This window comes from Sphingobium trunci (genome assembly GCF_022664535.1).
Taxonomy (GTDB): domain Bacteria; phylum Pseudomonadota; class Alphaproteobacteria; order Sphingomonadales; family Sphingomonadaceae; genus Sphingobium.
In genome coordinates this window covers 291,220-307,570 of sequence record NZ_JAKUJY010000003.1, presented here as the reverse complement: position 1 = coordinate 307,570, position 16,351 = coordinate 291,220, and the positions used below count along the sequence as shown (strand labels likewise).

Genomic DNA, 16,351 nt, shown 5'->3' with positions numbered 1-16,351 from the left:
CCGAAGCGGCTCCTCCGGCCTATATGCTCTCCGCTCCGCCCCCGGCACCGATGATCGCCGCTGAGCGCCAGCCATGGCCACCCTATTATCATGATGTGGGCCGCGACACATTCGCCAACAAGGAGGAAAACCGCTTCCAGATCGTGAAGGAACAGCCTGTTTCCACTTTCTCCATCGACGTCGATACGGCTTCCTATGCCTTTGTCCGTGCCTCGCTCAACCGCAATGTGCTGCCGCAACCGGCCGCCGTCCGGCCCGAAGAAATGATCAACTATTTTCCCTATGACTATGCTGCTCCGCGCAGCGCCGCCCAGCCCTTCACCACGCATGTGGCGGTATTCCCCAGCCCCTGGACCGCCGGTCGCAAGCTTGTCCGCATCGGCATTCGCGGCTTCACGATCCAGCGAGCCGTTCGTCCTCGCGCCAATCTGGTTTTCCTGATCGATACATCGGGATCGATGAACGAACCCAACAAGCTGCCGCTGGTCAAGCAATCGCTCTCCATGCTGGTGAACCAGCTCGACGCCCATGATCATGTCGCGATCGTCACCTATGCGGGCAGCGCGGGCACCGCGCTGGAACCCACGCCCGCCAGCCAGAAGCAGAAGATATTGAACGTCATCGATCGGCTTGGTGCGGGCGGCAGTACCGCAGGTGCGGAAGGCATCCGCCAGGCCTATGCGCTGGCGGCCGCCAATCTGGACCCTCAGGGCGTCAATCGCGTGATGTTGGCGACCGACGGGGATTTCAATGTCGGCATCACCAACAGCGATGAACTGAAGGGTTTTGTCGAGCGTGAACGGAACAAGGGCATTTTCCTCTCCGTCCTCGGTTTCGGCATGGGTAATTACAATGACGCGCTGATGCAGGCGCTGGCACAGAACGGCAATGGTGCCGCCGCCTATATCGACACCATCAACGAAGCGCGCAAGACGCTTGTGGAAGAGGCGGGTTCCACCCTGTTCCCGATAGCCAAGGATGTGAAGATCCAGGTCGAATTCAACCCGGCGGCCGTCGCCGAATATCGCCTGATCGGCTATGAAACCAGGATGCTCAATCGCGAGGACTTCGACAATGACAAGGTCGATGCGGGCGATGTCGGCTCGGGCCAGACGGTGACCGCGCTTTATGAAATCGTGCCGGTCGGCGGCCCCCGCGCCATGTCGGACCTGCGCTATGGAACGCCCCGGCGGGAACCCGTCGGCACATCGGGCGAATATGGCTTCGTCAAGATTCGCTACAAGGCACCCAATTCGGACCAGAGCCGCCTGATAAGCACGCCGATCGATCGAGCGGTTGAGGTGTCGCGTTTCGAAAATGCGCCGCAGGACGCGCGCTTCGCGACCGGCGTGGCGGCCTTTGCCGAACTGCTGCGCGGCGGCCGCTATGGCGGCTCGATGAGTTATGACGATGTGCTGCGCATCGCCATGGGCGCACGCGGGACGGATGAATATGGCTATCGCAGCGAGTTCATCCAGCTCGTTCGCGCCGCCAGGACGGCATCGTCCATGCAACCGCTCTGATCGGGGAAGGCCGTTGGCGGAAACGATCCGAACCGTTCCGCCAACGGCCAACAGACCTCTTTCGAACCATCTCCTTTTGCCCCATAAGACCCTGATGCGTCTGCTTCCCCTCTCCCTATTTCCCGACAGGGAGCCGTAGATGGCGGGCAGGGATGACATCGGCTTTTCCCTGGCCGATCCGCCGCCGCCCGCTCCCGCCCGGCGCGAGGCGGCGATCGAGGCGGCGCTGGCGCGTTTCGATGGCTCATCTTCAGCCGCGCCGGTTGCTGCGCCGGGCAGTCGGCGCTTCTGGCGACCGTTGACCGGGCGGCCCTATCTGGGAACGGCATTGGCACTGTCGCTGCTGGCCCTGATCGTGGCGCCTGTCGCCTGGCTGGAAATGCCGCGGCGCACCAGTTCGGGCACATTGCATGTTATGGAAAGTCCGCCGCCGGGTCCCCCCGCTTCCGACCAGGTGGAAGTTCCCAAAGCGCGGGTTCAGCAAGAACCGCGAGCGGTCGAGCCGAAACCAACAGCGGACCGCGCTATTGCCGCGCCTGCGCGCTCGCCGGAAGCTCCTGCAAAGCCATCCCCGCCTGCTGCACAGGAAAGGGCGAACCAGTCTGCCCCTCAGGCCCTGATGCAAGCCGAAGCGGTCATGGCCGCGCCACCCCCCGCTGCTCCAGCGCCGCCTGCAGCCGCCATGACGGTCAACGCCGCGCGTTCAGCGGGGCGGGCCGAGACGGGGAGCGAGAGCGAAGACGCTCGCGACGTCGTGGTGACGGGAATGCGGGCAGATCCTACGCTTTTGCGGGGGCGTGGCGACTGGAATGCCTGTACCGTCGGCGATCCTGAGCGCAATCTGGCCCTTTGCAAAATGCTGATCGATCCCGATACCAACGGGGACAAGGCAAGCGCCAATGCGCAGATCGCCGACGGTCTTGGCCGCGCATGGGCCGGCGATTGGGAGGGGGCGATCACCGCCTTCGACAGGGCGATCGCCATTGCGCCGAAATCGGCCCAGGCCCATCTCAATCGCGGCCTTGCCTATCAGGTGCTGGGCGACGATGACCGCGCGCTGGCCGATCTGGACAAGGCGGTCCGCTATGCACCCGGCAGCGCGCGCGGCTATTACAGCCGCAGTCTGCTGCAAAAACAGCGGGGTGATACCAGAAAGGCAGAGGCAGACCGCAAACGCGCCGCGCAGCTCGACAGCCGCTACGAACCCTGAGCGGACCTTTCTGTCGGCGCAGACGCCATGGCGAAAGTCGCCCTGGCCGCGATCATGCAGGTCGGCTCAGGAAAAGGCATCACACCGATGGACGCTGAGCGATCAGCCAAAGCCCAAGCTCGTCGAAGGCGAACGGTTCCACGAAGGAAAGGCCGAGCGCTCCGTCGCCGACCCAACGAACACCGCCGCGCCGTTCGGGCAGGCCAGGGATCTGCAGCGTCAGCAACTGGTCTTTTTCGGCCAGCAAGTCCGCCTCCAGCCGGGCGCCGCCCTGCGAGACATTGATCAGCCGCCCGGTATGACGGCGCCCGTCGCTCCGCAATTCGACCGGACAGTCCACTGCGAAGCGAGGCGCCCGCACAAGTCCCTGTTCCGCCGTGCGGACCATAGCGCGCGCAAGCGTCTCGCCCACCTCGATCGGCTGATCGAAAGCGATGCCCATGCGGCCTGCGGTCGTCCAGCGTACCCGTCCTGAAAGCTGGTCTCCGGCCTTGAGCTCGATCCTGACCGGATCATCCTCCGTCAGCGGCACATGCGCCTCCGCCATCAGCCCGCCGCTCGACAGATTGCGGATACGGCACAGGGCCTCGCCATGGCGGCTGAACATCTTGCCGATCAGCAGGATGGTGGTGACGCGCGCCTCTCGCGGCGCCTGCGGTCGGTTGGCCGCATCGCCTGGCGCCGCTTCATTCCCGGACTGGTCAGGCAAGGACATATTCACCTCCTCCTGCTCGGCAAGATGGAGCACCATCGCCCCTATGGTACATCAGGACCACGGACCGAGGCAAAGGTGAACGGCCGAACCGGCGGGCTTCAGGCTGGAGGCCCTCGCCCATGCTGCATTTGGCAGCAACGCCCGTTTCGCGCGCACTGATTTCCCCCTTCTCGTCCGACACGTCCTGTCGTGCCTTTGGACGAATCATAGACAAAAGGCAGCCATGTGGAAAGACAAGCGGAGCCAACATTGCGCCAATCCGGATAAATTCCATCCTGATTCCAGTCGACTGCCCTTCCGAAGGGCTTCGGCGCCGATGGGCGGCGGCGACGGAATATCCGCTTGGCCTCCCGACCTTCTTCCCCCGCCCTGACCGGGCGGCCTTGCGTTCCGATCGATTTAGGACGAACATCACCCCTCCACACGACCATCTTCAAAGAAAGTTGGACAGGCTGGAGGAGAGCAAGGATGAGCGGCAGTGAAGTGCGGGCCATCGCGCTCGTTGGCCCCGCCGGTGCAGGGAAGACAAGCCTCGCCGAAGCGATATTGTTCGTCACTGGCGCAATTCCCAGGCAAGGATCGGTACAGGCGGGGACCACCGTCGGCGACGCCAGCCCCGAAGCGCGCGAGCGGGGCAGTTCGACCGAACTCAACCTGCTCCATTTTGAATGGATGGGCGATGGCTTTGCCCTGATCGATGCCCCCGGTTCACCCGGCTTTTCCGTGGATGCGGCCATGGCGTTGGAAGTGGCCGATCTGGCCATTGTCGTCGTCGATCCCGATCCGGCGCGCGCGCCGTTGGTGGAACCGGTGCTGCGCGCTCTGGAACAGGCCGCCATTCCCCATGCGCTGTTCGTCAACAAGATCGACCAGGCCCGGGGCAGCATAGAGGAATTGCTGGCCGCCCTTGCGCCGATGAGCAAGGCCGCACTGGTCGCCCGGCAAATCCCGACCCGCTCCGGCGACCGGATCGATGGCTTCGTCGATCTCGCGCTGGAACGGGCCTTTCATTATGAGGCAGGCAAACAGTCTCAGCCGGTATCGCTGCCGCCCGACCTGCAAGGCAATGAGGCTGTGGCCCGCTTCCATATGCTCGAACAACTCGCAGACCATGATGATGCGTTGCTGGAGCAGCTTCTTTCCGACGAATAGCCCAGCCTGGACCTGATCTTTGCCGACCTGGCGCGCGAAACCGCCAGCGGCTGGATCGTACCCGTGCTGTTCGGTTCGGCTTCAAACGGCTTCGGCATCCGGCGGCTGCTCAAGATGTTGAGGCACGACACGCCCCAGCCCGCGCGGACGGCCGAGCGCATCGGTATAGAGGGTCAGGCGGCGCAGATCTTCAAAATCTCCAACGCCGCCACGGTGGGCAGGCTGGCGCTCGCTCGGATCTTTGGCGGCAGGATCGCCGATGGCGCGGAATTGACCGATGGCGCCGGCCAGTCGATCCGCGCGGGCGGGCTGTTCGCGCTGCAGGGCAGCGGCACCGCCAAAATCGCAGCGGCCGGGCCCGGTGCCCTCGTCGGCATCGCCAAGGTCGATACGCTCAAGGCGGGCGATCGGGCGGGCCTAGCGGGACCAGTGGTGGCCAAGGCGCGCAACCGGCCCGCTCTTGTGGCGAACAGCGCCGTGGCGATCGCGGCAAAGGATCATAAGGACGAGGTCAGGCTTTCCGCCGCGCTCCATAGGCTGACGGAAGAGGATGCCGGTCTGCGCTGGGTTCAGGACGAAGCCTTGCGGGAGACGCTGTTGCGGGGCATGAGCGAGGAACATCTCGCCGTGGCGATTAACCGGCTGAAGCGCCGATATGGCATCGCGATTGCGGTCAAGCCTCCCGCCATCGGTTACAAGGAGACCATCCGCAAGCCCGTCGCGCAGCGCGGCCGGCACAGGAAGCAGTCTGGCGGACATGGCCAATATGGCGATGTGGTGCTGGAAGTCGCCCCGCTCGAACGGGGCGAAGGCGAGCGCTTCGAGGAACGGATCACTGGCGGCGCAGTGCCCAAACAATGGATTCCCGCGGTCGAGAAAGGCATGAGGGATGCGTTGGAGAAGGGACCGTTGGGTTTCCCCGTGGTCGATGTCAGGGCGACGCTGATCGACGGATCCTTTCACAGCGTCGACAGTTCCGAACTGGCGTTTCGCACGGCCGCGCGGATGGCCATGGCCGAAGCTCTGGCGGCCGCCTCCCCCTATTTGCTGGAACCAGTCGCCCATGTGACGATCAGGACACCGGGAAGCGCGACGTCTCGCATCACCTCCGCTATTTCCAGCCGCAGGGGCCAGATGCTTCGCATGACGAGCCTGGACGGCTGGTCGCAATGGGACGTGATAGAGGTGCTGCTGCCCCAGGCGGGATTGCAGGGGCTGGAGGCCGAACTGCGGTCGATGAGCCAGGGCATGGCCCATTATGAGGCGCATTTCGACCATCTGTCCGAAGTGACGGGGAAGCTTGCGGGCGCGATCGTTCAGGCTGTCCGCGAAACTGCCTGACCCTGTTTTCGGGGCGCTGATTTACCGGGCAGACCATCATCGGAACAGGTCGAGCGGAATCGCTTCCCCCATGGCACGATAGCCTTCCGGGGAAGGATGCAGGGAATCGCCGACATCGAAACGCGGCCGTAAATGATCCGGGCGCGCAGGATCCCGCATGAGCCGATCGAAATCGATCACCGCGTCGAAATTCCCAGGCTGCCTGATCCACTGGTTGACCGCCTGCCTGTCCGCCTCGTTGCGGGCATCCGGATGATAATAGGCCGAACCCATGAAGGGCATGATGGTTGCGCCGATCACCTTGATGCCCTTGCCGCGGGCGCGCGCGATGATCTGGCGGTATGCGCCGATCATGCGGGACACCAGCCGGGCATGTTGCGCATCGCTGACGGGTGCTTCGCGCGTGAGGGTGCCGATATCGTTGATGCCTTCGAGGAGGATCAGATAGCGGACTCCCGGCTGCGCCAGAACATCCCGATCGAGCCGCGCCAAAGCGTTGGGACCCAGGCCGTCGTCCAGCAGGCGGTTGCCGCCTATGCCCTGGTTAATGATGGACAGATGGCGCGTCCTCGAATCCGCCTGAAGCCTGCGGGCCAGATTATCGGTCCATCGGTCGTTGCCGTCCGTCGTCGCTCCCCGGCCGTCAGTGATGGAATCGCCCAGGGCGACGATGGCGGCAGAGGGCTTGCAGGTTTCCACCTCCAGCGCGCTCAGGGAAAACCAATGTTCCACGGCGGTGGCGCCCGCCATGGCGGCATCGCCCAGATGATCGCCCTTGAGCAGCCAGCTGGTCGCTCGGGAACCTGGATGGGATGTCTGGCCGGAAGCTCCCTCGTCAAAGTGGATGCTGACCGTCAGATTGTCGAACGGCTGGACCGGCAGGCTTACCGGATCGGACAGATAATCCGCGCCGGGCGGGATCGTGACATCCGCCTGACCATCGAAACGGAGGGGAAGGAGGGACTTTGCATCGATCGCTGATCCTTTGGCAGCGAGCGCGCGGGACAGGGTGGCTCCGTGAAGATGCAGGGACCGGCTTCCCGCCACATTCGAAAGGCGCACCCGAACCCGGCCGCCGGCAATGGACGAACGGATGATCTGGCGCAGAGTGCTGTCCTCCAGCATGTCGGGCGGCAGCCGGTTTTCGCCCGTCGGCGCCATCTGCGCGGAGGCCCATCCGGCAACCCACTGCCGCGCGCAGGGCGCCGCAACTGCGGGCGCAGCAGCAGAGGCCGCCAGCGGAAGAAGGAGAAGAGCGATGCGCATATTCTGTTTCCAGGATCAAAAGAAGGAGGGCCGGTGTCGCGACCGGCCCTCAGGTTCCTCGGGGGAGGATCAGAGGTTCGCCCGGATGCGCACATGTCGGGGCGGAGAACATTATTTCTCTCCGTGAAAACGGGCGAGCGCGGCCAAGGCGCCCTGCGTTTCCAGAATGGCGAGCCAGTGAATGAGCGCCGCGCCGAACCGATCATCGGCGGCCAGCGAGGACGGGATGACGACATCGAAGCCCATGATGGCAGCGACCCGTTGCGCGGTTGTCCGGGCTTCGGCCAGGCAGGTCGCCAGAGCTGGCGCCAGCGGATCGTCGACGACATGGGTTCCGCCCCGATCATCCCGTCCCGCCTGCCAACGAATCCAGCCAGCGACGGCGAGCGACAACGCTTGGATGCCCTGTCCCGCCTCCAGCCTTGCGCTGATCGTCGCCAGCAGTCGCTGGGGCAGTTTCTGCGACCCGTCCATCGCGATCTGCCGTGTGCTGTGACGCAATGTCGGATTGTCGAAGCGGGCCATCAGGTCGCGGCGATAGGCGGCGATATCGAGTTCGGGTGGCGGCGTCAGCGTGGTCTGCGCCTCGTCCCACAGGGATTCCACGAACAGGCGGGCTTCGGGCAGGGCCAGCACTTCATGGACATGGCCGATGCCCGCCAGACCGCCGAGATAGGCGATGGCGCTGTGGGCGCCGTTCAGCAGGCGCAATTTGGCCTCTTCCCAGGGGGCGACGGCGGCGGTCAGTTGGACGCCTGCGCCAAAATCCGGACGGGGGCCGCAAAACCTGTCCTCTATCACCCATTGGATGAAGGGTTCGGTCTTGACCATCGCCCGGTCCTCGACCCCCAGCCTTTCGGCCAGGGCCGCGACATCATCTTCCGTGGTCGCGGGGACGATGCGGTCGACCATGGTTTCCGGGAAGGCCCCTTCCGCCTCGATCCACGCCGCCAGCGCCGGATCGTGCCTGTGGGCCAGCGCCAGCACCGCCTGGCGAAGCCGGGTTCCGTTATGCGGCAGATTGTCGCAGGAGATGGCGGTAAAGGGGGCCAGGCCTGCCGCGCGGCGGCGCCCCAGTGCGGCCACCAGAAAGCCGGGCGCGGTCCGGGGGCTTTCGAGCGACAGCAGATCGGCGGCGAGCTGGGGATCATCCTCGATCAGCGTGCCGGTGACCGGGTCCAGCCGATAGCCTTTTTCCGTGACGGTCAGCGTGACGATATGGGTGTCGGGCGAGGCCAGCGCGGCGAGCAGCGCCTGCGGTTCTTCCGGCGCGACGATGACTTTGCCGACCGCGCCGATGATCCGCCGCCGCTCCACCCCGCCATCGCGGACCAGCAGGGTGTAAAGCCCGTCCTGCGGCGCCATCTGGTCCCTCACCTGAGGCGAGCGCAGCGATGCCCCGACGATCCCCCAGCGCAGATCGCCCGCATGGAGCGCATCGTCGAACACCACCGCCTGATGCGCCCGGTGAAAGGCGCCGATGCCCAGATGCACCACGCCGGAGCGGACCGCCGCCCGGTCATAGGCGGGGCGGATCACATCGCCGGGCAATGTTTCCAATGTTCCCGACGAAAGGCGGTTCACAGTTTATAAGCCTTTTTTGCGAGTTGGTAGGCGAGGGCGTGGGCGAGTTCGAAGGCCTCATCCTCCTCGAGCCTGTGATCGGCGACCAGGGTTGCCAGAAAGGCGCAGTCCATGCGGCGGGCCACGTCGTGCCGGGCCGGGATCGACAGGAAGGCGCGCGTATCGTCGTTGAAGCCGACCATATTGTAGAAGCCGGCCGTCTCGGTCGTTCGCTCGCGGAAACGGCGCATTCCTTCCGGGCTGTCGTGGAACCACCAGGGCGGCCCCAGCCTGAGCGCGGGATAATGGCCCGCCAGCGGCGCCAGTTCGCGCGAATAGACGTCCTCGTCCAGGGTGAACAGGATGAGCGTGAGGCGCGGATCATTGCCATAAAGATCGAGCAGCGGCTTCAGCGCCTGGACAAATTCGCCCGCGACCGGAATGTCGCCGCCCTTGTCGCGGCCGAAGCGCGCCAGCACCGCTGCATTGTGGCTGCGATGAACGCCGGGATGCAGTTGCATGACCATGCCGTCCTCGATCGACATGCGCGCCATTTCGACCAGCATGTGACCGCGGAACAGTTCCGCCTCGCGGGCGGAGACCGGCCCGGACATCGCCCTGGCATAAAGCGCCTCGATCTCGGCGCGCGGCAAGTGGGCGGTAAAGGCGCTGGGATGGCCATGATCGGTCGAGGTGGCCCCGGCGGCGCGAAAATCGGCGCGGCGTCTTTCATGGGCGCGCAGATAAGCCGCATAGCTTTCCGCATCCTCGCCCGCCATCGCGCAAAAGGCGCGGACGTTGGACGCGAAGGTGGGGGCTTCGGGGTCCATCACCGGGTCGGGGCGATAGGCGGTGATGACCCGCCCGGACCAGCCGCTTTCCCGGATGGCGCGGTGATGGTCCAGGGGATCGCAGGGGCCTTCGGTGGTCGCGATCACCTCCATGTGATGGTGTTCGAACAGGGCGCGGGGGCGGAAGGCGGGCGTCCCGAGCGCGGCGTCGATGACATCGTAATAATGGTCCGCCGTCGCCGCCTCCAGCCGCACGTCGATACCGAAGGCCTCGGCAAAGACCCAGTCCAGCCACAGGCGCGAGGGCGTACCCCGGAACAGGTGATAATGGGCGGCAAAGCGGTGCCAGATCGCGCGGGGGTCTTGTTCCGTCGCGCTGCCGTCGGCTGTCGGGACGCCCAGTTCCTCCAGGCGAACCCCCTGGCTCATCAGCATCCGGAACACATAATGGTCCGGCACGATCAGCAGGTCGGACGGGTTGGCGAAAGCCTCGTCATAGGCGAACCAGCGCGGATCGGTATGTCCGTGGGGACTGATGATCGGCAGGTCCCGGACCGTGGCATGGAGCGCCCGCGCGATATCCCGGCTGCGTGGATCGGCCGGGAACAGGCGGTCGGGATGAAGGCGCAGGGGCTTGGTCATGGGCGGCTTTCGGCAAGGGCGCTGTCCACCGCCTGATAGCGGGGCAGGATGAGATGGATGGCGGCGAGGGCGACGAGATAGGCGCAGGACGCCACGGCGAAGATCGGTCCGTAGCTGCCGATGCTTTCCAGGATGGTTCCGGCGAACTTGGCCATCAGCATGCCGCCGATCGCGCCCGCCAGGCCGCCCAGCCCCACGACCGATCCCGCCATCCAGCGCGGGAAAACGTCGCCGGGCAGGGCGTAGAGATTGGCGGAGAAGCCCTGATGGCCAGCGCATGCCAGGCCGATCAGCCCGACCGCCACCCACAGCGAGGGCGCATGGGAGGCGAAGGCGATGGGCACGGCGCACAGGGCGGCCAGGAACAGCGCGCTCTTTCGCGCCCGGTTGAGGCTCCATCCGCGCCCCATGAAGCGCGAGGAGGCCCAGCCGCCCGCCACCGACCCGATGTCGGCCATGAGATAGACGGCGATCAGCGGCGGCCCGAAGTCGAGCATCTTCACGCCATATTGCTTGTTGAAGAAATCGGGCAGCCAGAAGAGGAAGGTCCACCAGACCGGATCGATCAGGAACCGCCCGAGCATATAGGCCCATGTCTGGCGATAGCCGAACAGGCTGCGCCAGCGGATGGGGCGTGGAGCATCGACGGGATCGGTCTCGATCCAGGCGAGTTCCTCCGGCGAAAGCCCCTTCTTCTCGCGCGGGCGGCGATAGAAGCCGAGCCAGGCGGCCAGCCAGACCAGGGTCAGCAGGCCTGTGAGGATGAAGGCCCAGCGCCATCCCAGCGTCACGGCAATGAGCGGTACGATCAGCGGGGTGAGGATCGCGCCGACATTGGACCCGGCATTGAAGATGCCGATCGCAAAGGCGCGTTCCTTCCTGGGGAACCATTCGTTGGTCGCGGCGATGGCGGCGGGGAAGGTCCCCGCCTCCCCGATCGCGAGCGGAATGCGCGCCAGCAGCATGCCCGCCGTGGAGGTGAAGAAGATGTGGGCGACATGGCCGATGGTCCACAATGTCACCGCCAGCGCATAGCCCGCCCGCGCGCCGATCCGGTCGATCAACCGGCCGAAGAAGACATAGGCGATGCCGTAGCCCGCCTGGAACCAGATGGCGAGGTCGGCATAGCCGCTCTCGCTCCAGCCGTAGCGCGCCTGCAGATCGGGTTTGAGCGTCGGCAGGACGAGCCGGTCGATATAGCTCAGCACCACCGCCGCGAAGAGCAGGCCGCAGACGATCCAGCGGAGCTTGCCCGAGGGTTTGGCCATCGCCCGGTCCATCCCCCTCACCCCTCCACCATCGCAACGCATTCGAGCCGGTCGACAGGCAGGAAGGCGCGCGGATCGTCATGAGGCGTCGCATCCTGCCGCCGGACGGGGCGGTGGCGGATGCCGGAAGCGGCATGTGGCGGATGTCGGTACCGGAACACGAAACGCCTCTCCCCCTTTTCGGTCGTTCAAAATATCGCTTGCGGCGCTGCGACTGATAACGTTACCATTGCTCCGACAATAGCAGCCTGTCAATGCCCTTCGGGCCGGGCGGGCGGGAGAGGAAAGGGACCGATGTTCGCGCGCCTGTTTTGCTGGACCATCGCCGCCGTCATGACGGCGGCCGCGCCCGCCATGGCGGAGGACGGCTATGCGCTCTGGCTGCATCATGCGCGGCCGAATGGCGGCAGCGCCGAGGCGATCGCCCGTCACGCGGCCGCCGTCATGGCGCCCGGAAGCGGCGCGACCGCCCTCATCGCCCGCGATGAACTGGTGCGCGGCCTGACCAGCGCGAGCGGTATCGCTCCCGTCGTGACGGACGGTTCGCAGGGGGCCAGCCCGCAGGGAGGCAGTCCGCAGGCGGGGGCGATCTGGCTGGCCACCCCGGCGTCCGCGCCCGGCCTGCCCGTCAAGCTCGACGGGCTGGGCGATGAAGGCTACGCCATCCGGTCGCTCATCCGGAACGGGCAGCCGGTGACGCTGATCGCCGCCAACAGCGATATCGGCCTGCTCCATGGCGCCTATGCCTATTTGCGGCTGGCGGACACGGGCGCGTCGCTCGACCGGCTCGATATCCGCAGCGCCCCGCGCATGAAATTGCGGCTGCTCAACCATTGGGACAATCTGGATGGCACGGTGGAGCGCGGCTATGCCGGGCAATCCATCTGGGACTGGTGGCGCCTGCCGGACTGGAAGGGACCGCGCTACACCGACTATGCCCGCGCCAATGCCTCGATCGGCATCAACGGCACGGTCCTCAACAATGTGAATGCCAGGTCCGACAGCCTGACCGCGCCCTATATCGCCAAGGCGGCGGCGCTGGCGGACCTGTTCCGCCCCTATGGCATCAAGGTCTATCTGTCCGTCAAATGGACGGCGCCGATGGAGCTTTCCGGCCTCAAGTCGGCCGATCCGCTCGACCCGCAGGTCGCCGCCTGGTGGAAGGCGAAGGCGGACGAAATCTACCGGGCCATTCCGGATTTCGGCGGTTTCCTGGTCAAGGCGAACAGCGAAGGCCAGCCGGGACCGCAGGATTACGGGCGCACCCATGCCGATGGGGCGAACATGCTGGCCGCGGCGGTGAAGCCCCATGGCGGCATCGTGATGTGGCGCGCCTTCGTCTATGCGCATGACAATCCCGACGATCGCGCCAAGCAGGCCTATAGCGACTTCAAGCCGCTCGACGGGCAGTTCGCCGACAATGTGCTGGTGCAGGTGAAAAATGGTCCGATCGACTTCCAGCCGCGCGAACCCTTCCACCCGCTGTTCGGCGCCATGCCCAGGACTCCGCTGATGATGGAGTTCCAGATCACCAAGGAATATCTGGGCCAGTCGACGCACCTCACCTATCTCGGCCCCCTGTTCGAGGAAGTGCTGAAAAGCGATACCTTCGCCCGTGGCAAGGGATCGACCGTCGCCAGGGTGATCGACGGATCGCTGGAAGGCCACAAGCTGACCGGCATGGCGGGCGTCGCCAATATCGGCGCGGACCGCGACTGGAGCGGATCGATCTTCAACCAGGCGGACTGGTATGCCTTCGGCCGTCTCGCCTGGGATCCCGACCTGCCGGCAGAGGCCATCGCGCGCGAATGGGTCGCGCAGACCTTCTCTCCCGATCCCAGGGTCACAGGGCCGGTCGTCGCCATGATGATGGGATCGCGCGAGGCGGCGGTCGACTATATGACGCCGCTGGGCCTTGCCCATCTGATGGGCACCGGCCACCATTATGGCCCGGCACCCTGGATTTCCGACCTTGCCCGGCCCGAATGGAACCCGGCCTATTATCACAAGGCGGACGCGCAGGGCATCGGCTTCGACCGCACGAGGACCGGCAGCAACGCCATCGGCCAATATGCACCCCGGCTGGCCAAAATCCTGGCGGACCCCCGGACGACGCCCGAACGCGACCTGCTGTGGTTCCATCATGTCGGCTGGGACGCGAAGCTGAAATCGGGAGAAACGCTGTGGGACGGCCTGGTCCATCATTATGATGACGGCGTGGCCTATGTCGCCAACATGCAGACGATATGGGATTCCTTGCGGCCCTATATCGATTCGGAACGTTTCACCCAGACGCAGGTCTTCCTGGGCATCCAGCGTCGCGAGGCCCAATGGTGGCGCGATGCCAGCATCGCCTATTTCCAGTCGATCGCGAGGCGCCCCCTGCCCCCCGGCGCGTCGGCACCGGAACATGATCTCGACTGGTACAAGGCCCGGCGCTTTCCCTACGCGCCGGGCCATCCATGAACGGTGGAAAATTACCGACGATAAGGGATGTCGCCGCCCGTGCCGGCGTGTCCGTGATGACGGTGTCCCGCGTCGCCAACAAGCAGAGCTGGGTCAGCCCGGCGACCCGCGCCAAGGTCGAGAAGGCGATAGCGGAACTGAACTACGCTCCCAATGCCACGGCCCGCGCGCTGGCGGGCGGCGACCGGCGCGTGGCGCTGCTCTACCGCAGCAGCACGACATCGGCCTATCTGGGCGAACTGCTGCTGGGCGGGATGGATGAGGCGGCGCGGCGCCATTTTCATCTGGTCGTCGAACAATGCGAAAGCGGCGTTCCGGTTGAGGAGGTGATGGCCCGGATCGTCCAGGCCCGCTTGTCCGGGGTCGTCATGCCCCCGCCCCTGTGCGACTGGGACGAATTGATCGAGGCGCTGGCAAGGCAGGGCGTTCCGGCCGTCATGATGGCGCCGGACCGCGTCCATACCGGGCTGCCAGTCGTCGCGATCGATGACGGCCAGGCGGCCAGCGACATGACCCGTCATCTGATCGAACTGGGCCATCGCCGCATCGCGTTCATTCGCGGCAATCCCCGGCATCGCTCCAGCGACCGCCGGTTGGAGGGCTATCGCCGCACCATGGCGGCGCAGGGGCTGGAGGTGAGCGAGGACTATATCGTGGAGGGCGATTTCAGCTATCGCTCCGGACTGGAGGCGGCGGAGCGCCTGCTCGATCTCGCGGTGCTGCCTACCGCCATCTTCGCCTGCAATGACGATATGGCGGCGGCCGCCATCACGATCGCGCACCAGCGGCAAATCAGCGTCCCGGCGGAGCTGAGCGTTTGCGGCTTTGACGATACGCCGCTGGCGGGCGCGATCTGGCCCGCATTGACCACCGTCAGGCAGCCGATCCGGGACATGAGCCGGGCCGCCATGACCCTGCTGGCCGGAGCGATACGCGGACCGGGCGGGGAATCGGAAGGGCAGGCGCTGGCCAGGCTGGATTACCAGATCATCCGGCGCCAGTCCGACGCGGTGCCTCCCCTGCATCAGGAGCGCGGATAGGCCGGTTTCGAGTCGAGTCCGCCCCTCCCGCGGCAGGGGCGGATATCGTCCTATAGGGTCACACCCGTTCCCAGATGGCCGCGATGCCCTGTCCGCCGCCGATGCACATCGTCACCAGGCCATAGCGGCCGCCGACGCGCTCCAGTTCATAGGCGAGCTTCGTCGTGATGATCGCGCCGGTCGCGCCGACCGGATGGCCGAGGGAAATGCCGCTGCCATTGGGATTGACCTTCGCGGGGTCGAAATCCAGTTCCCGCGCAACCGCGCAGGCCTGTGCGGCGAAGGCTTCATTGGCTTCGATGACATCCAGGTCGGCGACCTTCAGCCCCGCCCTTTCCAGCGCCTTGCGCGTGGCCGGAACCGGGCCGATGCCCATATAGGCGGGATCGACACCGGCATGGCCATAGGAGACCAGCCGCATCAGGGGCTTGAGGCCATGTGCCTTGACCGCAGCCTCGCCGGCCAGCACGGCGGCGGCCGCGCCGTCGTTGATGCCCGAGGCGTTGCCGGCCGTCACCGTGCCGTCCTTCTGGAATGCCGGTTTCAGCTTGCCGAAATCGTCGGCGGCCGCATTGGCGCGGACATATTCATCCGTGTCGAACGGAACGGGCTTGCGCCGCACCAGCACGTCCACCGGCACGATCTGGTCCTTGAAATAGCCCTGCGCGACGGCATGCGCCGCCCGCTTCTGGCTTTCGAAGGCCAGCGCGTCCTGATCCTCCCGCGTGATGCCGTAGCGGGCCGCGACATTCTCCGCCGTCACGCCCATATGATAGGCGTGGAAGGGGTCGGTCAGCGCGCCGGTGAGACCGTCGACCACCGCCGCGTCGCCCATCTTCTGCCCCCAGCGCAGGGCAGGCAGGAAATAAGGGGCGCGGCTCATGATTTCCGCGCCCGCGCCCAGGGCGATCTCGCAATCGCCGAGCATGATCGACTGTGCCGCGGTCAGGATCGCCTGGAGCCCCGATCCGCAGAGCCGGTTGACATTATGAGCCGGGGTCTCCTGCGGCACGCCGGCACCGATCGCGGCGATGCGGGCCGAGAAGGCGTCGCGCGGCTCGGTGATGATGACATTGCCCAGCACCACATTGCCGACCTGGGCCGCGTCGATCCCCGCCCGCTCGATCGCGGCCTTCGCCACATGGGCGCCGAGTTCACCGGGCGTCTGATCCTTGAGCGATCCGCCGAAGCTGCCGATGGCGGTCCGCGCCGCCGACACCAGAAAAATATCCGTCATGTCCCGTTCCCATCATCAAGGGGTCTTCGAACAGGCCCTGTCGCAGGCCGTCTTCCATTGGGCAGACTGGCTCGTTCGGCTTGTCCCTGCAAGTGCGAGGCGGCTATACCAAACATATGTTACAGTCAATGGCCAAA

13 protein-coding genes are annotated in these 16,351 nt (G+C 65.7%); 6 read left to right on the top strand and 7 right to left on the bottom strand.

Annotated features, from left to right (window positions below; genetic code table 11):
• Together MJ601_RS04740 and MJ601_RS04735 are read left to right on the top strand one after the other, a co-directional pair.
• Positions 1-1,523: vWA domain-containing protein (locus MJ601_RS04740; protein ID WP_242123783.1), on the top strand; the 1,523-nt coding region annotated here is incomplete at its 5' end.
• A gap of 139 nt (positions 1,524-1,662) precedes the next feature.
• Complete coding sequence (locus tag MJ601_RS04735) at positions 1,663-2,733, top strand: tetratricopeptide repeat protein (RefSeq protein ID WP_242123781.1); 1,071 nt, start codon at positions 1,663-1,665, stop codon at positions 2,731-2,733.
• Positions 2,734-2,812: 79 nt separating this feature from the next.
• On the opposite strand, the gene MJ601_RS04730 is transcribed toward MJ601_RS04735, so the two are convergent.
• Positions 2,813-3,448 (bottom strand): PilZ domain-containing protein, encoded by a 636-nt coding sequence (locus tag MJ601_RS04730; protein ID WP_242123779.1) that lies wholly within the window; start codon positions 3,446-3,448, stop codon positions 2,813-2,815.
• A 468-nt stretch (positions 3,449-3,916) separates the two neighbouring features.
• Here MJ601_RS04730 and MJ601_RS04725 point away from each other — a divergent pair, with 468 nt between their 5' ends.
• Complete coding sequence (locus tag MJ601_RS04725) at positions 3,917-4,600, top strand: GTP-binding protein (RefSeq protein WP_242123777.1); 684 nt, start codon at positions 3,917-3,919, stop codon at positions 4,598-4,600.
• Positions 4,601-4,606: 6 nt separating this feature from the next.
• On the top strand, positions 4,607-5,941 hold the full coding sequence (locus MJ601_RS04720; RefSeq protein WP_348635556.1) for an elongation factor G: 1,335 nt from the start codon (positions 4,607-4,609) through the stop codon (positions 5,939-5,941).
• A gap of 36 nt (positions 5,942-5,977) precedes the next feature.
• Here MJ601_RS04720 and MJ601_RS04715 read toward each other — a convergent pair whose 3' ends face one another.
• From MJ601_RS04715 to MJ601_RS04695, 5 genes are all read right to left on the bottom strand, one after another.
• Entirely contained in the window at positions 5,978-7,207 is a 1,230-nt protein-coding gene (locus MJ601_RS04715; protein ID WP_242123773.1) for an SGNH/GDSL hydrolase family protein, read from the bottom strand.
• 111 nt (positions 7,208-7,318) lie between these two features.
• The gene (locus MJ601_RS04710; RefSeq protein ID WP_242123771.1) at positions 7,319-8,791 is read right to left on the bottom strand and encodes a mannitol dehydrogenase family protein; all 1,473 of its coding nucleotides are present in this window, start codon (positions 8,789-8,791) and stop codon (positions 7,319-7,321) included.
• A complete protein-coding gene (gene uxaC / locus MJ601_RS04705; RefSeq protein ID WP_242123769.1) occupies positions 8,788-10,203 on the bottom strand; it encodes a glucuronate isomerase in 1,416 nt (471 codons plus the stop codon). Before uxaC ends, MJ601_RS04710 begins: the two co-directional genes overlap by 4 nt.
• Complete coding sequence (locus tag MJ601_RS04700) at positions 10,200-11,483, bottom strand: MFS transporter (protein ID WP_242123767.1); 1,284 nt, start codon at positions 11,481-11,483, stop codon at positions 10,200-10,202. Before MJ601_RS04700 ends, uxaC begins: the two co-directional genes overlap by 4 nt.
• Before the next feature lie 5 nt (positions 11,484-11,488).
• Positions 11,489-11,632: a hypothetical protein gene (locus tag MJ601_RS04695; protein ID WP_242123766.1), complete on the bottom strand. Its 144-nt coding sequence runs from the start codon at positions 11,630-11,632 to the stop codon at positions 11,489-11,491.
• A 133-nt stretch (positions 11,633-11,765) separates the two neighbouring features.
• Between MJ601_RS04695 and MJ601_RS04690 the strand changes: the two genes are divergently transcribed.
• Together MJ601_RS04690 and MJ601_RS04685 are read left to right on the top strand one after the other, a co-directional pair.
• Positions 11,766-13,937: an alpha-glucuronidase family glycosyl hydrolase gene (locus MJ601_RS04690; protein ID WP_242123764.1), complete on the top strand. Its 2,172-nt coding sequence runs from the start codon at positions 11,766-11,768 to the stop codon at positions 13,935-13,937.
• On the top strand, positions 13,934-14,977 hold the full coding sequence (locus MJ601_RS04685; RefSeq protein WP_242123762.1) for a LacI family DNA-binding transcriptional regulator: 1,044 nt from the start codon (positions 13,934-13,936) through the stop codon (positions 14,975-14,977). The genes MJ601_RS04690 and MJ601_RS04685 overlap by 4 nt, the downstream gene beginning before the upstream one ends.
• Before the next feature lie 58 nt (positions 14,978-15,035).
• Here the strand turns inward: MJ601_RS04685 and MJ601_RS04680 are convergent, their stop codons facing one another.
• Positions 15,036-16,214, bottom strand: coding sequence for an acetyl-CoA C-acyltransferase family protein (locus tag MJ601_RS04680; protein ID WP_242123760.1), 1,179 nt, complete (start codon positions 16,212-16,214; stop codon positions 15,036-15,038).
• Positions 16,215-16,351 lie beyond the last annotated feature (137 nt).

Bases quoted from the DNA above. Each gene is read 5' to 3' on its own strand.
- MJ601_RS04700 (WP_242123767.1), bottom strand. From the start codon at position 11,483: ATGGACCGGGCGATGGCCAAACCCTCGGGCAAGCTCCGCTGGATCGTC.
- MJ601_RS04735 (WP_242123781.1), top strand. From the start codon at position 1,663: ATGGCGGGCAGGGATGACATCGGCTTTTCCCTGGCCGATCCGCCGCCG.
- MJ601_RS04725 (WP_242123777.1), top strand. From the start codon at position 3,917: ATGAGCGGCAGTGAAGTGCGGGCCATCGCGCTCGTTGGCCCCGCCGGT.
- MJ601_RS04715 (WP_242123773.1), bottom strand. From the start codon at position 7,207: ATGCGCATCGCTCTTCTCCTTCTTCCGCTGGCGGCCTCTGCTGCTGCG.
- MJ601_RS04690 (WP_242123764.1), top strand. From the start codon at position 11,766: ATGTTCGCGCGCCTGTTTTGCTGGACCATCGCCGCCGTCATGACGGCG.
- MJ601_RS04680 (WP_242123760.1), bottom strand. From the start codon at position 16,214: ATGACGGATATTTTTCTGGTGTCGGCGGCGCGGACCGCCATCGGCAGC.
- uxaC (WP_242123769.1), bottom strand. From the start codon at position 10,203: ATGACCAAGCCCCTGCGCCTTCATCCCGACCGCCTGTTCCCGGCCGAT.
- MJ601_RS04730 (WP_242123779.1), bottom strand. From the start codon at position 3,448: ATGTCCTTGCCTGACCAGTCCGGGAATGAAGCGGCGCCAGGCGATGCG.
- MJ601_RS04685 (WP_242123762.1), top strand. From the start codon at position 13,934: ATGAACGGTGGAAAATTACCGACGATAAGGGATGTCGCCGCCCGTGCC.